The sequence below is a fragment of the Agrobacterium sp. Azo12 genome (assembly GCF_029193765.2).
In the GTDB taxonomy this organism is placed as follows: domain Bacteria; phylum Pseudomonadota; class Alphaproteobacteria; order Rhizobiales; family Rhizobiaceae; genus Agrobacterium.
The window spans coordinates 799,755-814,456 of the sequence record NZ_JARFYO020000001.1 but is presented as its reverse complement, the minus strand read 5'-3'; the positions used below and the strand labels follow the sequence as shown (position 1 = coordinate 814,456).

Annotated in this window: 13 protein-coding genes; 5 read left to right on the top strand and 8 right to left on the bottom strand. The window is 54.9% G+C overall.

The genetic code is table 11. The features are described 5' to 3' along the window. The first annotated feature begins 26 nt into the window (after positions 1–26). From fliG to PYL13_RS03660, 3 genes are all read left to right on the top strand, one after another. Positions 27–1,064, top strand: a complete 1,038-nt coding sequence (gene fliG / locus PYL13_RS03670; RefSeq protein WP_192486918.1) for a flagellar motor switch protein FliG — start codon at positions 27–29, stop codon at positions 1,062–1,064. Between the two features lie 111 nt (positions 1,065–1,175). Further along, on the top strand, positions 1,176–2,273 hold the full coding sequence (gene flhB / locus PYL13_RS03665; RefSeq protein ID WP_441296620.1) for a flagellar biosynthesis protein FlhB: 1,098 nt from the start codon (positions 1,176–1,178) through the stop codon (positions 2,271–2,273). 8 nt (positions 2,274–2,281) lie between these two features. Beyond that, entirely contained in the window at positions 2,282–2,719 is a 438-nt protein-coding gene (locus tag PYL13_RS03660; RefSeq protein ID WP_192486916.1) for a hypothetical protein, read from the top strand. A 221-nt stretch (positions 2,720–2,940) separates the two neighbouring features. Here the strand turns inward: PYL13_RS03660 and PYL13_RS03655 are convergent, their stop codons facing one another. After that, positions 2,941–4,155 (bottom strand): glycosyltransferase family 2 protein, encoded by a 1,215-nt coding sequence (locus tag PYL13_RS03655; protein ID WP_259147638.1) that lies wholly within the window; start codon positions 4,153–4,155, stop codon positions 2,941–2,943. Positions 4,156–4,404: 249 nt separating this feature from the next. Between PYL13_RS03655 and PYL13_RS03650 the strand changes: the two genes are divergently transcribed. Further along, positions 4,405–5,544, top strand: a complete 1,140-nt coding sequence (locus tag PYL13_RS03650) for a M24 family metallopeptidase (RefSeq protein ID WP_275640516.1) — start codon at positions 4,405–4,407, stop codon at positions 5,542–5,544. A gap of 107 nt (positions 5,545–5,651) precedes the next feature. Then, entirely contained in the window at positions 5,652–6,692 is a 1,041-nt protein-coding gene (locus PYL13_RS03645; protein WP_192486913.1) for an Ldh family oxidoreductase, read from the top strand. A 45-nt stretch (positions 6,693–6,737) separates the two neighbouring features. Here the strand turns inward: PYL13_RS03645 and PYL13_RS03640 are convergent, their stop codons facing one another. The 7 genes from PYL13_RS03640 to PYL13_RS03610 all read right to left on the bottom strand — a co-directional run bounded on the left by PYL13_RS03640 (position 6,738) and on the right by PYL13_RS03610 (position 14,669). Beyond that, positions 6,738–8,354 (bottom strand): glycoside hydrolase family 43 protein, encoded by a 1,617-nt coding sequence (locus tag PYL13_RS03640; RefSeq protein WP_275640515.1) that lies wholly within the window; start codon positions 8,352–8,354, stop codon positions 6,738–6,740. Positions 8,355–8,372: 18 nt separating this feature from the next. Next, on the bottom strand, positions 8,373–9,506 hold the full coding sequence (locus PYL13_RS03635; RefSeq protein WP_275640514.1) for a Gfo/Idh/MocA family protein: 1,134 nt from the start codon (positions 9,504–9,506) through the stop codon (positions 8,373–8,375). A 21-nt stretch (positions 9,507–9,527) separates the two neighbouring features. Then, positions 9,528–10,289, bottom strand: coding sequence for a sugar phosphate isomerase/epimerase family protein (locus PYL13_RS03630; RefSeq protein WP_275640513.1), 762 nt, complete (start codon positions 10,287–10,289; stop codon positions 9,528–9,530). Between the two features lie 49 nt (positions 10,290–10,338). Further along, positions 10,339–11,427 (bottom strand): ABC transporter ATP-binding protein, encoded by a 1,089-nt coding sequence (locus tag PYL13_RS03625; protein WP_192486909.1) that lies wholly within the window; start codon positions 11,425–11,427, stop codon positions 10,339–10,341. 5 nt (positions 11,428–11,432) lie between these two features. Beyond that, positions 11,433–12,374: a carbohydrate ABC transporter permease gene (locus tag PYL13_RS03620; RefSeq protein ID WP_192486908.1), complete on the bottom strand. Its 942-nt coding sequence runs from the start codon at positions 12,372–12,374 to the stop codon at positions 11,433–11,435. After that, the gene (locus tag PYL13_RS03615; protein ID WP_192486907.1) at positions 12,367–13,269 is read right to left on the bottom strand and encodes a carbohydrate ABC transporter permease; all 903 of its coding nucleotides are present in this window, start codon (positions 13,267–13,269) and stop codon (positions 12,367–12,369) included. Before PYL13_RS03615 ends, PYL13_RS03620 begins: the two co-directional genes overlap by 8 nt. 164 nt (positions 13,270–13,433) lie before the next feature. After that, a complete protein-coding gene (locus tag PYL13_RS03610; RefSeq protein ID WP_259147647.1) occupies positions 13,434–14,669 on the bottom strand; it encodes an ABC transporter substrate-binding protein in 1,236 nt (411 codons plus the stop codon). Positions 14,670–14,702 lie beyond the last annotated feature (33 nt).

Genomic DNA, 14,702 nt, shown 5'->3' with positions numbered 1-14,702 from the left:
CGGTTTTGGGGCAGAGAGGAAAGACCATGATGGACTTTGAAGATTTCGGTAACCCCATTGAAGGGAAACCGTTGTCTCAGGCAGATAAAGCTGCCGCCGTGCTGCTCGCCATGGGAAAAGGTGTGGCGGGCAAATTACTTAAATTTTTTACGCAGGCCGAACTGCAGCTTATTATTGCATCTGCGCAGACCCTACGGGTTATCCCACCGGATGAGCTTGCTGCCATCGTGAACGAATTCGAGGATTTGTTCACTGAAGGCACAGGCCTGATGGATAACGCCAAAGCGATTGAAAGCATTCTTGAAGAAGGCCTGACACCGGAAGAGGTTGACGGTCTGCTTGGACGTAGAACTGCCTTCCAGGCTTATGAAGCATCGATCTGGGATCAGCTTCAGGATGCCAGCCCCGAGTTCATCGGCAAGTTCCTTGCCAAGGAACACCCACAGACCATCGCATACATTCTTTCTATGCTGCCGTCCGCTTTCGGTGCCAAGGTATTGTTGACCATCCCGGATGAGCAGCGCGCCGACATCATGAACCGTACCGTCAACATGAAAGACGTCAGCCCAGCCGCTGCGCAGATCATTGAGAAGCGCGTTATGGCCCTGATTGCCGAGATTGAAGCGGAAAGAAACGCAAGTGGTTCTGCGAAGGTTGCAGACCTCATGAACGAACTGGAAAAACCACAGGTCGATACGCTGCTGAGTTCGCTGGAAACCCTCAACAAGGAATCCGCAAACAAGGTCAAGCCGAAGATCTTCCTGTTCGAAGACATGCTGGTCATGCCACAACGCAGCCGCGTCCTTCTGCTCAACGACGTCTCCGGCGATGTTCTCACCATGGCTCTGCGTGGTGCGACCAACGAAATCAAGGAATGTGTCCTTTCGGCGATCAGCCCACGCCAGCGCCGCATGATCGAATCCGACCTGGCCGTTCCGGTTGCAACGCTCAACACACGCGAAGTCGCGATCGCTCGCCGAGCTGTTGCGCAGGAAGCAATTCGTTTGGCAAGCTCCGGTCAGATCCTGCTGAAGGAAGCAGATGCGAATGCCGCAGCGGCGTAATTGCCAAAGCAGCGGTTGAAAACCCTGGCGGGGCAGGCTTGCGCTATTGCCCCGCAACGCACCACAGTCTAGCCTGACCTGACTATCCCGCCATTCTGGCGGGTTTGTTTTATGTCGGGGACCGACGTCTTGTCAGACGATCAGGATAAAGAGAGTAAAACAGAAAGCCCCACGGAGAAAAAACTTCGTGATGCGGTCGAAAAAGGCAATTTGCCTGTCTCGCGTGAAATTCCGCTCTTTGCGTCTGCTCTTGCTTTTTATCTGTATCTCGTCTTTTTCATGCCGACCAGCACGGCCCATATTAGCGAAACCCTGAAGGATCTGTTCGACCAGCCGGAGCAATGGCAATTGCTGAACCGACCGGATGCGTTTTCGCTGTTTACCCATTTGGGTCTGGCCATCGCATATATGCTGCTGCCAGCGATGTTGATGTTCATCATCTTTGGTATTTCATCGTCCGTCTTCCAGAATATGCCGTCTTTTGTGCTTGAGCGTGTGCGCCCGCAGGCCTCCCGCATTTCACCGATGAAGGGTTTCAAGCGGATATTCAGCGTTCCCGGTTTCGTGGAATTCGGCAAATCGATCTTCAAGATCATGATTGTCTCGATCATCATGTTCTTCGCGTTGCGGGGCGAATACTACAAATTGATCGATGCGATGTTCTCGGACCCGCAGACGATTTTTGTGCGACTTGTTACGATCGTCAAAAAAATGATGATCGTCATTTTGATCTGTACCGCGCTTTTGGCTGCCGTCGACCTTTTCTGGACGCGCCATCACTGGTTCTCGCAATTGCGCATGACCAAACAGGAAGTGAAGGACGAACACAAACAGACCCAGGGTGACCCGATCGTCAAGTCACGCCAGCGGTCGATTGCGCGCGACCGCGCTCGCCGCCGCATGATCAACAATGTGCCGCGCGCCACCCTCGTCATTGCAAACCCGACCCACTATGCCGTCGCTCTGCGTTATGTACGCGATGAAAACGACGCGCCGGTTGTTGTGGCAAAAGGACAAGACCTTATCGCGTTGAAAATACGTGAAATTGCAGAAAAAAACGGAATTCCCGTTTTTGAAGACCCACCACTCGCTCGCTCCATGTTTGCGCAAGTCTCGGTAGATAGTGTGATTCCACCAGCCTTTTACAAGGCTGTTGCAGAACTCGTTCATCGGGTCTTTGCACAACGGTCAGCGAAAAAGCGGGTCTAGTAATACGAATGAAAAAATGCCCCTACACAGAACAACGAGAACAAATTGTTGCTGAAGCCCTTAGCCCGGTCGCTTCGGAACTACGGCTCCTCGATCCAGCGGACTTGATCTCTCTGCTGCGTTTCGAATGCTACGGGAGCCTTGCCGATCTGGTTGCTTCTGCGGCTGAACTGTATTTCCATCCAGGCACAGTCAATTTCGGCGCGGGCGGGGAATACAAACTCGAGTGGGACGGCGTTCCTACAGTCGTTCTTGATCTTGAGCTTAAACCGCTCGGTGTGACAATTTACGCGCAACTGCATCTTGCTGATGAGTTTGCGGCGATCGATATCAACCATATATCGTTCCAGAATGCGTCGGATAATCCGGATATCAATACGGAGTTCCTGAAACGCAGCCTGCGTGAGGCACGTTTTGTGACGCGCAAAACCGGTCAATTGGCTTAACGCGGTTAAGCCCCGGTTTATCAACCGTTTGAAAGTGCCCTGACAACGTCTTTTTGGACATGAAACAGCGGCGCCCTCACCTCTAAACCTTTTTACGACCCGGAAATCATAGCGATTTCCGGGTCTTTTCGTTTTCTCTGGATACTCTCCAGACTGCTGGCATAAAAAAACCTGCACGGAGCTTTTCCGCGCAGGTTTTAATGTCTGAAAGATCGAAACGATCAGCCGAATTGGGCGATGTATTCTCGGATATCGAAAATACCGTCCTTTGGGCCGGGATTTTCCGGGAATGCCGGGTTAAAGCGCAGATAGGCGCGTGGCTCCTGCGACTTCGCCGCACCTTCAACCGGGTAGGTCATCCGTGCGCGAATATCCTGCGGCAGCAGGTTCAGCGTCGTGGTTTCGATCATTGGATCAAGAATGATCGGTTCATTCGAAAACTCTGTTGCTTCGCGCGCCGCCGTGACAACGCCGGCCAGTTTGCAGATCTGGCCAAATGCGTCTGGCGACAAAGGCATCTGCTCATGCGCCGCCATGCGGTGGTACATGATGTAGGCTTCCGGCCAGTTTCCTGCCTCGACATGAAGGCGCAGCGCAACGGCCTGACGCATCATCATGAATTTCAGAATACGTGCATTCAGCGATACCTTTTCATCCGGGCTGAACGGATTGACCTGTGCAGCGCGTGACACCAGATATTCGATGCCACCGCGATAGGTATCCCACAGGAACATGCATTCCTTGTTGCCCTGTTGCTGGCGCGGATCATCGGAGACAGCCGTTACGCGCGCAAATGGCTCTGGCACGAACATGATGTCGCCGCCTTCGAGCGCGCGGGTGGTATAGAGGAATGCCCAGAAGATAAATGGCGTCGGGCTGGAAATCGCCTTTGCCAGTACACTGCGACGAATGATCATGAATTCCGGGAAGACATGATAGTTGAGGATCATGTCCAGCATCGACAGGAAGTTGCCCTTGCTGTGGCGGATCGGGCCAGGCAGGCGGTAGAATGGGCCAATGTCGGTGTTGGCGTTGTTACGACCATCAACCAGCATCCACGGTGCCTGAATAACACCGAGCGCTGGATCCTGCTCCATCAGGCGCACATATTCGACAACCTTTTCCGGGATCAACAGATCGTCGTCCCCGAGGAACACGGCATAACGGCCGCGGGCGCGCTGCATGGCGAACGAATAGTTACTGACAAAGCCAGAATTCTTCACACGCCGGAAAGCGTTGATTTCCGGATTGTCGGAAATCGAGGCGATGTAAGCGGGTGTATTATCCGTCGAGCAGTCGTCAACGATGACGATTTCAAACGGAATTCCCAGTCTGCGAAACGAATCCAAATGGAATGTTACGTTGCGCTCAAGCAGAAACTGCCGGTTATATGTGGGGACACAAATCGACAAGATGATAGGTTGTGTCGAGGACATTTTTTTCTCCGCAGTCGCTCACAGTTCCAGCAAACGCAATGCATCCAGATGCAATACGCCCAAAGTTATCATTGTTAGCTACACCTATTCGCTTTCCCGAAACTGTCCTGTTCCATAGCTTGTTATTGAAATTGACCTGCCCCGCGTCTCAAGCAAAGACACTCGTTTGCTGTCGACAAAATGCGCACAACCGTCTAGTCTCCGCTGCATCTAACTACCCACCTGAAAATTCTGCCGGAATGGAATGTCATGTTTCAGAAAAACCCACCCGCCTTCATTCAAGATGACGAACGCCTGTCGAGACTGAAAAAACTTCGTGAAACCATGGGTGCGCACGGCATTTCCGCTACTTTGCTCGGCGCGTCCTATAGCCTGCTATATTTCACCGGTTTGCATTGGCACCAGAGTGAAAGACTGCTCGGCGCATTGGTGACGCGGGACGGGCTTTTCTACATCGTACCGGGCTTTGAAAAGAGCCGTGTTGAAACGCTGCCTCATCTGCCCGGCGAAATCCTGACATGGGAAGAAGACCAATCACCGTCAAAACTTGTTGCTGCACAGCTGAAGCCATCAGAAAAACTGGCACTGGACGATGCTCTGCCGCTGTTCATCTATCACGCACTGGCCAAGGCTGTTGGTGCCGAGCGGCTTGCCGATGGCGGACGGCTGATCCGCAATCTGCGTCTGTGCAAATCGGCCGCTGAAATTGCCATCATCAAATATGCGATGGATCTGACGCTGGACATTCACCGGCAGGCCCATGCGATCATGAAACCGGGCATTCGGGCCTCGGAAGTCATTCGGTTCATCGATGAGCGGCACCGCGAACTGGCCGGCTCGTCGTCTACCTTCTGCATTGTCTCCTTCGGCTTGGCCACCTCGCTGCCGCATGGTGCCGATGGCGACCAGACGCTTGCAGCTGGCGATGTCATTCTTGTTGATACCGGCACGCGCATTGACGGCTATCACTCCGATCTGACACGCACATACATGATCGATGAGCCAACCAAGGAATTTGCCGCGGGCTGGGCAATCGAGCGTGAGGCACAGCAGGCTGTTTTCGATGCGGCGAAGCTTGGCGCTTCCTGTGCAAGCCTTGATGACGCAGCCCGCGCGGTGATGGCCCGCCATGGACTTGGACCAGATTATCAGCTTCCGGGTCTACCGCACCGAGCAGGTCATGGACTTGGGCTTGAAATTCATGAAGAGCCCTACATCGTCAGAGGCAACCAGACCAAACTGGCAACCGGCATGTGTTTCTCCAATGAACCGATGATCGTTTTCCCCGGCAAGTTCGGCATTCGGCTTGAGGATCATATCTACATGGCGGAGGATGGTGCCCACTGGTTTACACAGCCGGCCAAGGGTCCAACAGAACCGTTTGCGTAAACGCAAATCAACAGGGAATGTGTTGCCGCTTCGCTTCCATTTGTGTGGCGAAGCGGTAGTGTACGGGCGCGAAAAACCTACCAAATTTTAGTCTGCAGGAGTGACAGATGACCCAAGCGATCGAGTATATTTCTTTTGAGGAAGCCCGTGCCCTGAGCCTGGAGTTGCTCACCCTTGCAGGCTTTTCGAAAGGTCATGCAGAAACGATTGCTGCTTCTGTCCTGAAAGCGCAGCAGGACGAGTGCCACTCTCATGGCCTCTATCGCCTGATGGGCTGTGTCAAAACCCTTCAGATCGGCAAAGTTGATCCGAATGCCGAGCCAACAGTGGATACGGAAACGCCCGGTATCGTGCGAGTCAATTCCCATTACGGGTATTCATTGATGGGCTTCCATGCCGGCCTGCCGCATTTCATCGAGAAAACCAAAAAGCAGGGCGTTGCCGCCATGGCGATCAACAACTGCTTCCACTTCTCCGCACTTTGGCCAGAGGTTGAAGCGCTGGCTGACGCGGGTCTGGTGTCCTTTGCCGTTACCCCCAGCCACTGCTGGGTGGCGCCGGCTGGCGGCACCAAACCGTCCTTCGGCACCAATCCATTTGCCTTCGGTTGGCCACGGGCTGGCAAACATCCGTTCATTTTCGACTTCGCGACCAGCGCGTCAGCGCGTGGTGAAATCGAATTGCACCGCCGGGCCGGAAAACCGATCCCGCTTGGCTGGGCCATCGACGCAGAAGGCAATCCAACCACGGACGCGGAAGCTGCCCTCAACGGAGCCATGTTGACCTTCGGTGGTCACAAGGGCTCTGCACTTTCGGCGATGGTCGAGCTGTTGGCCGGTCCGTTGATCAACGACATGATGAGTTCGGAATCGATGGAATTTGACGATGGTGCGGGCGTAACCCCGTGCCACGGCGAATTGCTGATTGCGCTTGATCCGCAGTCTTTCCTCGGCGCGAGCATGACGGAAAGCATGGGGCGGGCTGAAAAGCTGTTCAGCTCGATTACCGATCAGGGCGCACGCCTCCCATCGCAGCGTCGTTATGAAGCCCGCGATCGTAACAAGGACAAAGGCCTGCCTGTGCAAGCCGCTCTGTTGGTGGATCTGCGTGCGATGCTTTCCGAGCTGAAAGCCGCCGTTCCGGCCTGACAATGTAACGAGCGGGTAGCCTGTTTCGCAGACTACCTGTCCATGTCATTCCCTGCCGGTGATGCTGTAGGCAAAGCTTTCAAAATCAGCCGGCTGTCCGCGACCAGATGTATCGAAAGCGAACATGCCGACAAAAGCGCCGGTGAACGAGCCATGTTCACCGCGCCCGCCCTCATCCGAGACGACACCGGCATCAAGAACAGGCCCTACCGGCTGCCAGGCAGGAGCCGAATGGCTGCGCCAAAAGAACAGCAGATCGTTGCCTTCCACTTCCATCGCCAGATGAATTGGCCCCTCGGGAACAGTGACACCGCCGCCAATCGGAAAACTCAAGCGACCGTGTGGAAAGTCGCCTGGGCATGACAGGATGGTGACGACCCGTCCAAGCTTTTCATGGAGCGTGACAGCAAGCGCGTGAAACTTGTGGCGATTATAATAATGGGTGAGACCCGCCACCTGCTGGTAGGTATCGGGTGAGAACTCCACCACCGTTTCAGCCCGGAAGGAGTGATGTTGCTGGCGCCGAGCCACCAGCGACTGGTCAAACCAGGAGCCGATGCTTTCACGTCCGAACAATCGCAAATGCCCAGCACGCTCAGTCAGGCTAAAAAGCCGCTCAGGATAGGGCGACCGCAGCCACTGGAAATCCTGTGGCAATTGGGGTGTTTCAAAGCTGTAGTGAATATTGGCCTCTTCCCGCTTGCGGGTGGCTGAAGTGGGAGACGCCACCTCGACAGCGGGTACGACACCGCCCTGTGCGAGATAAAGCCAGTCATCGCGCCACACGCATTTCTGAATTGCTGTCTCACGGCCAAGTGTGCAACGTCGTTTTGGGGGTACAGGTCTGCCGCAGAGATGCGTGTGATAGGCCTCGCCATCTGGTGTTTCGACATATTGCCCGTGCCCTGCCCTTTGCAGCACCGCCTCCGGATTGTCTTTTGAGGTGATCAGATGGACATTCGGGTGCATCTCATAGGGACCATCCAGCGAACGGGACCGCGCCATGGTGACAGCATGATCGTAGCCTGTGCCACCTTCTGCCGTGGTCAAGTAATACCAGCCATTGCGCTTAAAGATGTGCGGCCCTTCCACAAGCCCGAGCGGGCTGCCGGGAAAGATGTTTTTGACCGGGCCGACCAGCTTGCCACTTGCAGCATCCCATTCCTGCAACAGGATGCCATCAAAGGCCGGATGTTTCGGTGCGCCACCGTAACTTTCGGTGCGGTGGTTCCACTGCATATTGAGGAACCATTTGCGCCCGTCATCGTCATGGAACAGCGTCGGGTCAAAACCGGATGAGTTGACGTAGACCGGGTCAGACCATTCGCCCTCAATGGTGTCAGAGGTGACGATATAGTTATGGGCATCCTTGAAGTTGCCGTCGTAACGTTTGACATCGGTGTAGACCAGCCAGAAGCGGCCATCCGCATAGGACAGGCACGGCGCCCAGATGCCGCAACTGTCCGGGTTACCGCGCATGTCGAGCTGGCTGGCGCGTTCCAGCGGTCTGCGTACCAGGGGCCAGTTGACCAGATCGCGTGAGTGGTGGATTTGCACGCCCGGATACCACTCGAAAGTGGATGTCGCGATATAATAATCCTCACCGACACGGCATATGGATGGGTCGGGGTTAAACCCCGACAAAACAGGATTGCGGATCATGTCTTCCTCCCCGCGAATTTAACGCAGCAGCTTTTGCGCTTCCTCGATACCAAGAGCAGCCGGTTGCGTGCATGTCGTTGTCATGTCGATAAAACGACCTTCCTCTCCCGACTTCAGGATAGAGGTCATGACATCGATGCCGTGCAGCGCACGCTCCAGCGAGCAACGGGCATCCCGCCCCTCAATCAGCGCCATGGCCATATCGGCAAGACCTGCGGTGCGATAATTGGCACGTGGCCCCTGCGGACTATCCTGATTGGCTATGCCAAATGGATGCTCCCAGTCATCAAGCGGCTCGATATCCTTGTTCTGGCCGCTGGCTTCCACCACGCCACCAAAGAAGTTGGGGTCCGGCACATAGAGCGAGCCTTCGGTGCCATAAAGCTCCATATTGGCGTGGCGGTGCGACCAGACATCCCAACTGGCCGAGAGCGTGATAGTCGCACCACTACCGAATTCCAGCAGCGCATGAATGTTGGTGGGTGTTTCCACCGGTATCGTCTGTCCGGCCAGCGGCTGGCTGGTGATTGTGCGGGTTTTGTTGGCCATCGATGTCAGGGCGGCAACGCGTTTTACCGGACCAAGCAGGTTGATGAGGTTGGCGATGTAATAAGGGCCAAGATCAAGGATCGGCCCGCCCCCGGCCACAAAGAAAAAGCCGGGATTCGGATGCCACATTTCCATGCCGGGGCTCATGACATGGCATGTGCCTGATGTGATACGCCCGACGCGACCTTCATCGATATATTTACGGGCAAGCTGATGTGAACCGCCCAAGAATGTATCCGGCGCGCAGCCAACAGACAGTTTTTTCTCAGCGGCAACTTTTCGAAGTTCTTCGCCTTCCTCCAGCGTCAAAACCAGCGGCTTTTCGGAATAGACGTGTTTTCCCGCTTCAAGAATGGCCTTGGAGACGGAAAAATGCGCGGCGGGAATGGTGAGGTTGACGATGACATCAATCTCACTGTTGGCAAGCAATTCGGGAATGGACTGTGCCTTCACGCCGTATTCTTCGGCTTTCAGTTCGGCTGCGTTGCGATTCAAATCCGCGCAGGCAAGAATTTTCAGCCCCTTGAACAGCGGAGCGAGAGAAAAATAGGTGGTCGAGATATTACCGCATCCAATGATGCCGACGCCAAGCTCTTTGGCCATGATGATGCTCCAGTATGAAAATCAGTAGGCATTGAAAGATGCAATCGACCGTTCCATCAGGCGGTCGATATCGGACGGATTGTCGTGCTCCAGCACGAAATGTTTGACCGAGGTGTTCTTCAGCGCCGCAATGAGCTTTTGCCATTCCACAGTGCCGTGGCCGAGGTCTGCCCAGCCGTCCTCATTAGCGTTCTGTCCTGACGGCGCAATGTCCTTGACGTGGACAGCCGTGATGCGTTTGCCGTAGCTTTCGATCCACGCAAATGGGTCAGCCCCACCCCTGATAATCCAGGCGATATCGGCCTCCCAGCTCAATTCAGGGCCACCGGCGAGAATCTGTTCCTGCGGTGTCGAACCATCCGCCAGCGTGTGAAACTCGAAATCATGATTGTGCCAGCCGAAGGTCAGGCCAGCATCACGGAATGGTTTGCCAGCTGCCTGCAAACGCTGCCCAAAGGCAAACCAGCCAGCCGCATCACTGGGGCGCTGGTCGGGCAGCAGATAGGGGCAATAAACGGCTTCAATGCCCAGAATGCGGGCAACGGCGAGCGCCCGGTCGGTTTCCTTTTCGAGCATGTCGATGCCGAAATGGCCGGTTGGCATGGTCAGCCCGTTGGCATCCAACTCAGCGCGGAATTGTGTGAGTGCTGCGTCATCCATGCTGGCGTAAATGCCACCATATCCTTCGACTTCACGATAACCGGCCTTGGACAGCTTTTTCAGAATTTCGGAAAGCGGCGGAAAATTGCGGGCGCTGTAAAGCTGAAAGCCAAGTGTTGTCATTTCCAAGTCTCCTCAATGTCATCAATATTTTCGGGTGTCGGGAAAGGGATCAGATGCGGTTTTCAGTGGCCGCGTCGAACAGCGATGCCATCGACATATCCACACCGAGCCGCACCTTGCTGCCCGGTGAATAACGGCGGTGACCACCGATCCGCACCGACAGCGTATGATCGGCAAGTTTCAGCCAGAGCAGATTGTCGGCACCCATCGGCTCCTCGATATCGACAATTGCCTCGTGAACTTCGCCGCCGGATATCTGCTCATCAACACGGATATGTTCAGGGCGAATACCCAGAATGACCGGGCGACCGGCGGCGAGCGGTTCCGATGTCTGATAGCCGGCAAGACTGAAGCTCACGCCGTTGGTGACAAAGGCCGTGCCTCCGTCTTTTGCCACCAGCTCGCCCCGCAGGAAGTTCATAGACGGCGAACCGATGAAACCGGCTACGAACAGGTTTTTGGGCCGGTTATAGATGGCAATTGGATCATCAAGCTGCTGGATAACACCGCTTTTCATGATGGCGATACGATCTGCCAGCGTCAGTGCCTCGATCTGGTCGTGTGTCACGTAGATCATGGTGTTCTTGAGCGACTGGTGCAGGCGTTTGATCTCGACACGCAACTCCGAGCGCAGCTTGGCATCGAGATTGGACAGGGGTTCGTCGAACAGGAACACATCAACATCGCGCACCAATGCACGACCGATCGCCACACGCTGGCGCTGACCGCCTGACAGGGCCGATGGTTTGCGTTTGAGTAGCGGCTGTATCTGCAGAATTTCAGCGGCCCGCGCCACACGCCGGTCGATTTCTGCCTGCGGTACCTTTGCCACTTGCAGACCAAAGGACAGATTCTTTTCAACCGTCATCTGCGGGTAAAGCGCATAGGACTGGAACACCATACCGATGCCGCGATCCTTTGGTTCCTCCCAGGTGACGTTGCGCTCCTTGATGAAAATCTGCCCGTCGGTCGGTTCCAGCAAACCGGCAATGCAGTTCAAAAGGGTTGACTTGCCGCAACCGGAGGAACCAAGCAGCACCAGAAATTCACCCTCGTGAATATCGAGGTTGAGATTTTCCAGCACAGTTACAGCACCGAAGGACAGAGAAAGCTCTTGGATGGAAACACTATAAGTCATGAAAATCACCCTTTGACTGCGCCTGCGGCAATGCCCCGCACAAAAAGCCTGCCTGAAATGAAATAGACGATCAGCGGAACGGCGCCGGTGAGCAGGGTTGCTGCCATGTTGACGTTGTATTCCTTCACGCCCTGCACCGAGTTGACGATGTTGTTGAGCTGAACCGTCATCGGGTAATATTCAGGTCGCGTGAACACGACACCGAACAGGAAGTCGTTCCAGATGCCTGTCACCTGAAGGATCATTGCCACCACAAAGATGGGCAGCGACATGGGCAGCATGATGCGGAAATAAATCTGCCAGAAGCCTGCACCGTCGATGCGGGCGGCCTTGAACAATTCCTCCGGCAGCGACGAGAAGTAATTGCGGAAAAGCAGTGTCAGGATCGGCATGCCGAAGATGGTGTGCACCACGATCAGGCCAGTCAGCGTGCCGTAGATACCGACTTCGCGCAACACGATGACGATGGGATAAATCATCACCTGATAGGGGATGAAGGCACCGATGATCAGGATGGAAAAGAACAGTTCCGATCCCTTGAATTTCCAGTTGGCCATGGCGTATCCGCTGACCGATGCAATAAAGATCGACACGAGTGTTGACGGAACCATGATGCGCACGGAGTTCCAGAAACCTCGCGAAAGCCCGTCACAGTTGAGACCGGTGCAGGCACTTGCCCATGCCTTGGCCCACGGCTCAAAGGTAATTTCCATGGGTGGCGCGAAGATATTGCCCAGACGGATTTCCGGCATGCCCTTCAGCGATGTCACAAGCATCACGTAAAGCGGCAGCAGGTAATAGAGTGCTGCGACAAACAGCGTGCCGTACAACACGATATTGCGGCGTGAGAGGGTTTTTCGCGGCTTCTTGCCACGCGGTCCCGACAATTGCCGGGCAACCGGATCAACGCCAGCAGCGACTGTATTCAAGGTGCTGATATTAGCCACGTTTGCGCCCTCCGAATTCAAGATAGGCCCATGGGATGATGATGATGGCGACGGTCAGCAGCATCATCGACGATGCCGCAAATCCCTGGCCAAGATTTTGCGCTTGGAACATGTAGTCGTAGACATATTTCGCCGGGACTTCGGATGCGATGCCGGGGCCGCCGCTGGTTTGCGCAACCACCAAGTCGTAAACCTTGACGATGCCACTGGCGATAATGACGAGCGTGGTTATGAAGACTGCGCGCATCATCGGGATCACCACAAAAATATATGTGCGCCACATGGGAATGCCGTCGACGCGTGCCGCCTTCCAGATATCTTCATCGATACCGCGCAGACCAGCCAGCATCAGGCACATGACAAGGCCCGTTCCCTGCCATAGACCGGCAATCAGGATGCCATAGATCACGATGTCAGGATTATAGAGCGGGTCGAAAGTAAAGCTGGTCCAGCCAAATGAGCGGACGACGGATTGCACACCAAATTCCGGATTGAGAATCCACTGCCAAACAAGACCAGTGACGATGAATGAAAGTGCAAAAGGATAAAGAAAGATCGTACGGAATGTATTTTCGAAACGGATTTTCTGATCCATCAGCGCGGCAAGCAGAAAGCCGATAACCAGACTGAAAATCAGCGATAGAATGCCGTAAATCGCCAAATTCTGAATAGAGATAATCCAGCGGGGTGCAGCCCACAGCCGTTCATATTGCTCGATGCCGACAAAGGTGGCGCGCGGCAAAAGCTTGGAGTTGGTGAAAGAATAAACAATCGTCCAGATCGTACCGCCGAGGAAGATGACAACCGCAGTGAGGATCATGGGTATGGACGCAATCTTCGAATTAAGATTGCGGAATAGCTGATTGGGGCGCTTTGAACGCGTTTGACCCGCCATGGATCACTCCTCATCAAACGTTGCCGTTGATCGCAAGGCGGGTGGCCCAATGGCCGCCCGCACCCGCGAGGTCACCGGCAATGTCAGAAAAGCACTCACATTACCGGTAGGAGTAAAGCAGCGGCCTGCAGCTCTATACGAAGTTCAACAGACCGCCAGTCAGATCAATCAGCCGAGCTGATGATACTTGCAAACCGCTTCTGCGCATCTTCGGCAGTCATCGACGTGCTGGCGAAAAACTCCGCCATCAAGTCTTCTTTCTGCTTTTGCGTATCGGCGGACACAAGCTGGTCGGTGCTGGTGAGAGCATGATCCTTGGCCAGAATTTCCAGGCCCTTCTTCATGCAATCATTTGCGACGCCGAGGTCCACGTCACCACGGATTGGCAACGAACCCTTTTTCAGGTTGAAAGCAACCTGTGTCTTTGGATCGACAATCGTTTCGGCCAGAACGTCCTGTGCCTTGGTTTTTGCCTCATCCTTCAACAGCGGGAAGTAGAAAGCGTCGCCACCTGTGGTGATGTAGTCGCTGACGCCAAGACCCGGCAGGCAGGAATAATCTGTTCCGGCCGTCTGGCCAGCCAACTGGAATTCACCCTGCGCCCAGTCACCCATGACCTGGCCACCGGCCTTGCCTGTGATGACCATGTTGGTTGCCTGGTTCCAGTCCTGCACATTTGTGCCGCGCGACATGTCGCGTGCCTCTACGGCAGCAGAAAAGATTTTGGCCATGTCAGGGCCGGCAGCGGCTTCCGCATCCTTGTCCTTGTAGACCTTTTCATACAGCTCCTTGCCACCCAGTGACAGGACCAGTGTGTCGAACAGACCGTTGGCCTGCCAGGCCTGGCCACCCAACGCAAGCGGCTGAATACCGGCCGTCTTCAATGCAGGTGCCGCAGCGACAAATTCAGTCCAGTTCTTGGGAACCTCAACACCGGCCTGCTTGAAGGCAGCGTTGGAAAGCCACAGCCATTGCCATGAGTGAATATTGACGGGTGCGCAGTAAATTTTCCCGTCGATAGTGCAGCTGTCGAGCAGGCTTGCGGGTTTGATAACCTCTTTCCAATTGCCTTTTTCAGCAACGTCGGACAGGTCACGCATCAATCCGGACTGAACAAGCTCTTCTGCCTGTCTGCCGTGGTTGAATTGGGTTGCAGCCATCGGGTCGCCACCGGTGATCCGGCTGATCATGATCGGTCGAGCGGTACTGCCGGAACCGGCAATCGCACCATCCACCCATTTGTTACCGGTCGCATCGAACGCCTTTGCCAGTTCGGCAACCGCGGCAGCCTCCCCGCCCGATGTCCACCAGTGTGTCACTTCAAGATCCGTTGCACCAGCCATACCTGCAGGCAACAAAACACTAGCCGCAAATGCAGCCACAATAGCACGCGTACGCATGAGTCTCCTCCCTCACTGAAACGTTGCAGGAGG

Bases quoted from the DNA above. Each gene is read 5' to 3' on its own strand.
- fliG (WP_192486918.1), top strand. From the start codon at position 27: ATGATGGACTTTGAAGATTTCGGTAACCCCATTGAAGGGAAACCGTTG.
- flhB (WP_441296620.1), top strand. From the start codon at position 1,176: ATGTCGGGGACCGACGTCTTGTCAGACGATCAGGATAAAGAGAGTAAA.
- PYL13_RS03660 (WP_192486916.1), top strand. From the start codon at position 2,282: ATGAAAAAATGCCCCTACACAGAACAACGAGAACAAATTGTTGCTGAA.
- PYL13_RS03655 (WP_259147638.1), bottom strand. From the start codon at position 4,155: ATGTCCTCGACACAACCTATCATCTTGTCGATTTGTGTCCCCACATAT.
- PYL13_RS03650 (WP_275640516.1), top strand. From the start codon at position 4,405: ATGTTTCAGAAAAACCCACCCGCCTTCATTCAAGATGACGAACGCCTG.
- PYL13_RS03645 (WP_192486913.1), top strand. From the start codon at position 5,652: ATGACCCAAGCGATCGAGTATATTTCTTTTGAGGAAGCCCGTGCCCTG.
- PYL13_RS03640 (WP_275640515.1), bottom strand. From the start codon at position 8,354: ATGATCCGCAATCCTGTTTTGTCGGGGTTTAACCCCGACCCATCCATA.
- PYL13_RS03635 (WP_275640514.1), bottom strand. From the start codon at position 9,506: ATGGCCAAAGAGCTTGGCGTCGGCATCATTGGATGCGGTAATATCTCG.
- PYL13_RS03630 (WP_275640513.1), bottom strand. From the start codon at position 10,289: ATGACAACACTTGGCTTTCAGCTTTACAGCGCCCGCAATTTTCCGCCG.
- PYL13_RS03625 (WP_192486909.1), bottom strand. From the start codon at position 11,427: ATGACTTATAGTGTTTCCATCCAAGAGCTTTCTCTGTCCTTCGGTGCT.
- PYL13_RS03615 (WP_192486907.1), bottom strand. From the start codon at position 13,269: ATGGCGGGTCAAACGCGTTCAAAGCGCCCCAATCAGCTATTCCGCAAT.
- PYL13_RS03610 (WP_259147647.1), bottom strand. From the start codon at position 14,669: ATGCGTACGCGTGCTATTGTGGCTGCATTTGCGGCTAGTGTTTTGTTG.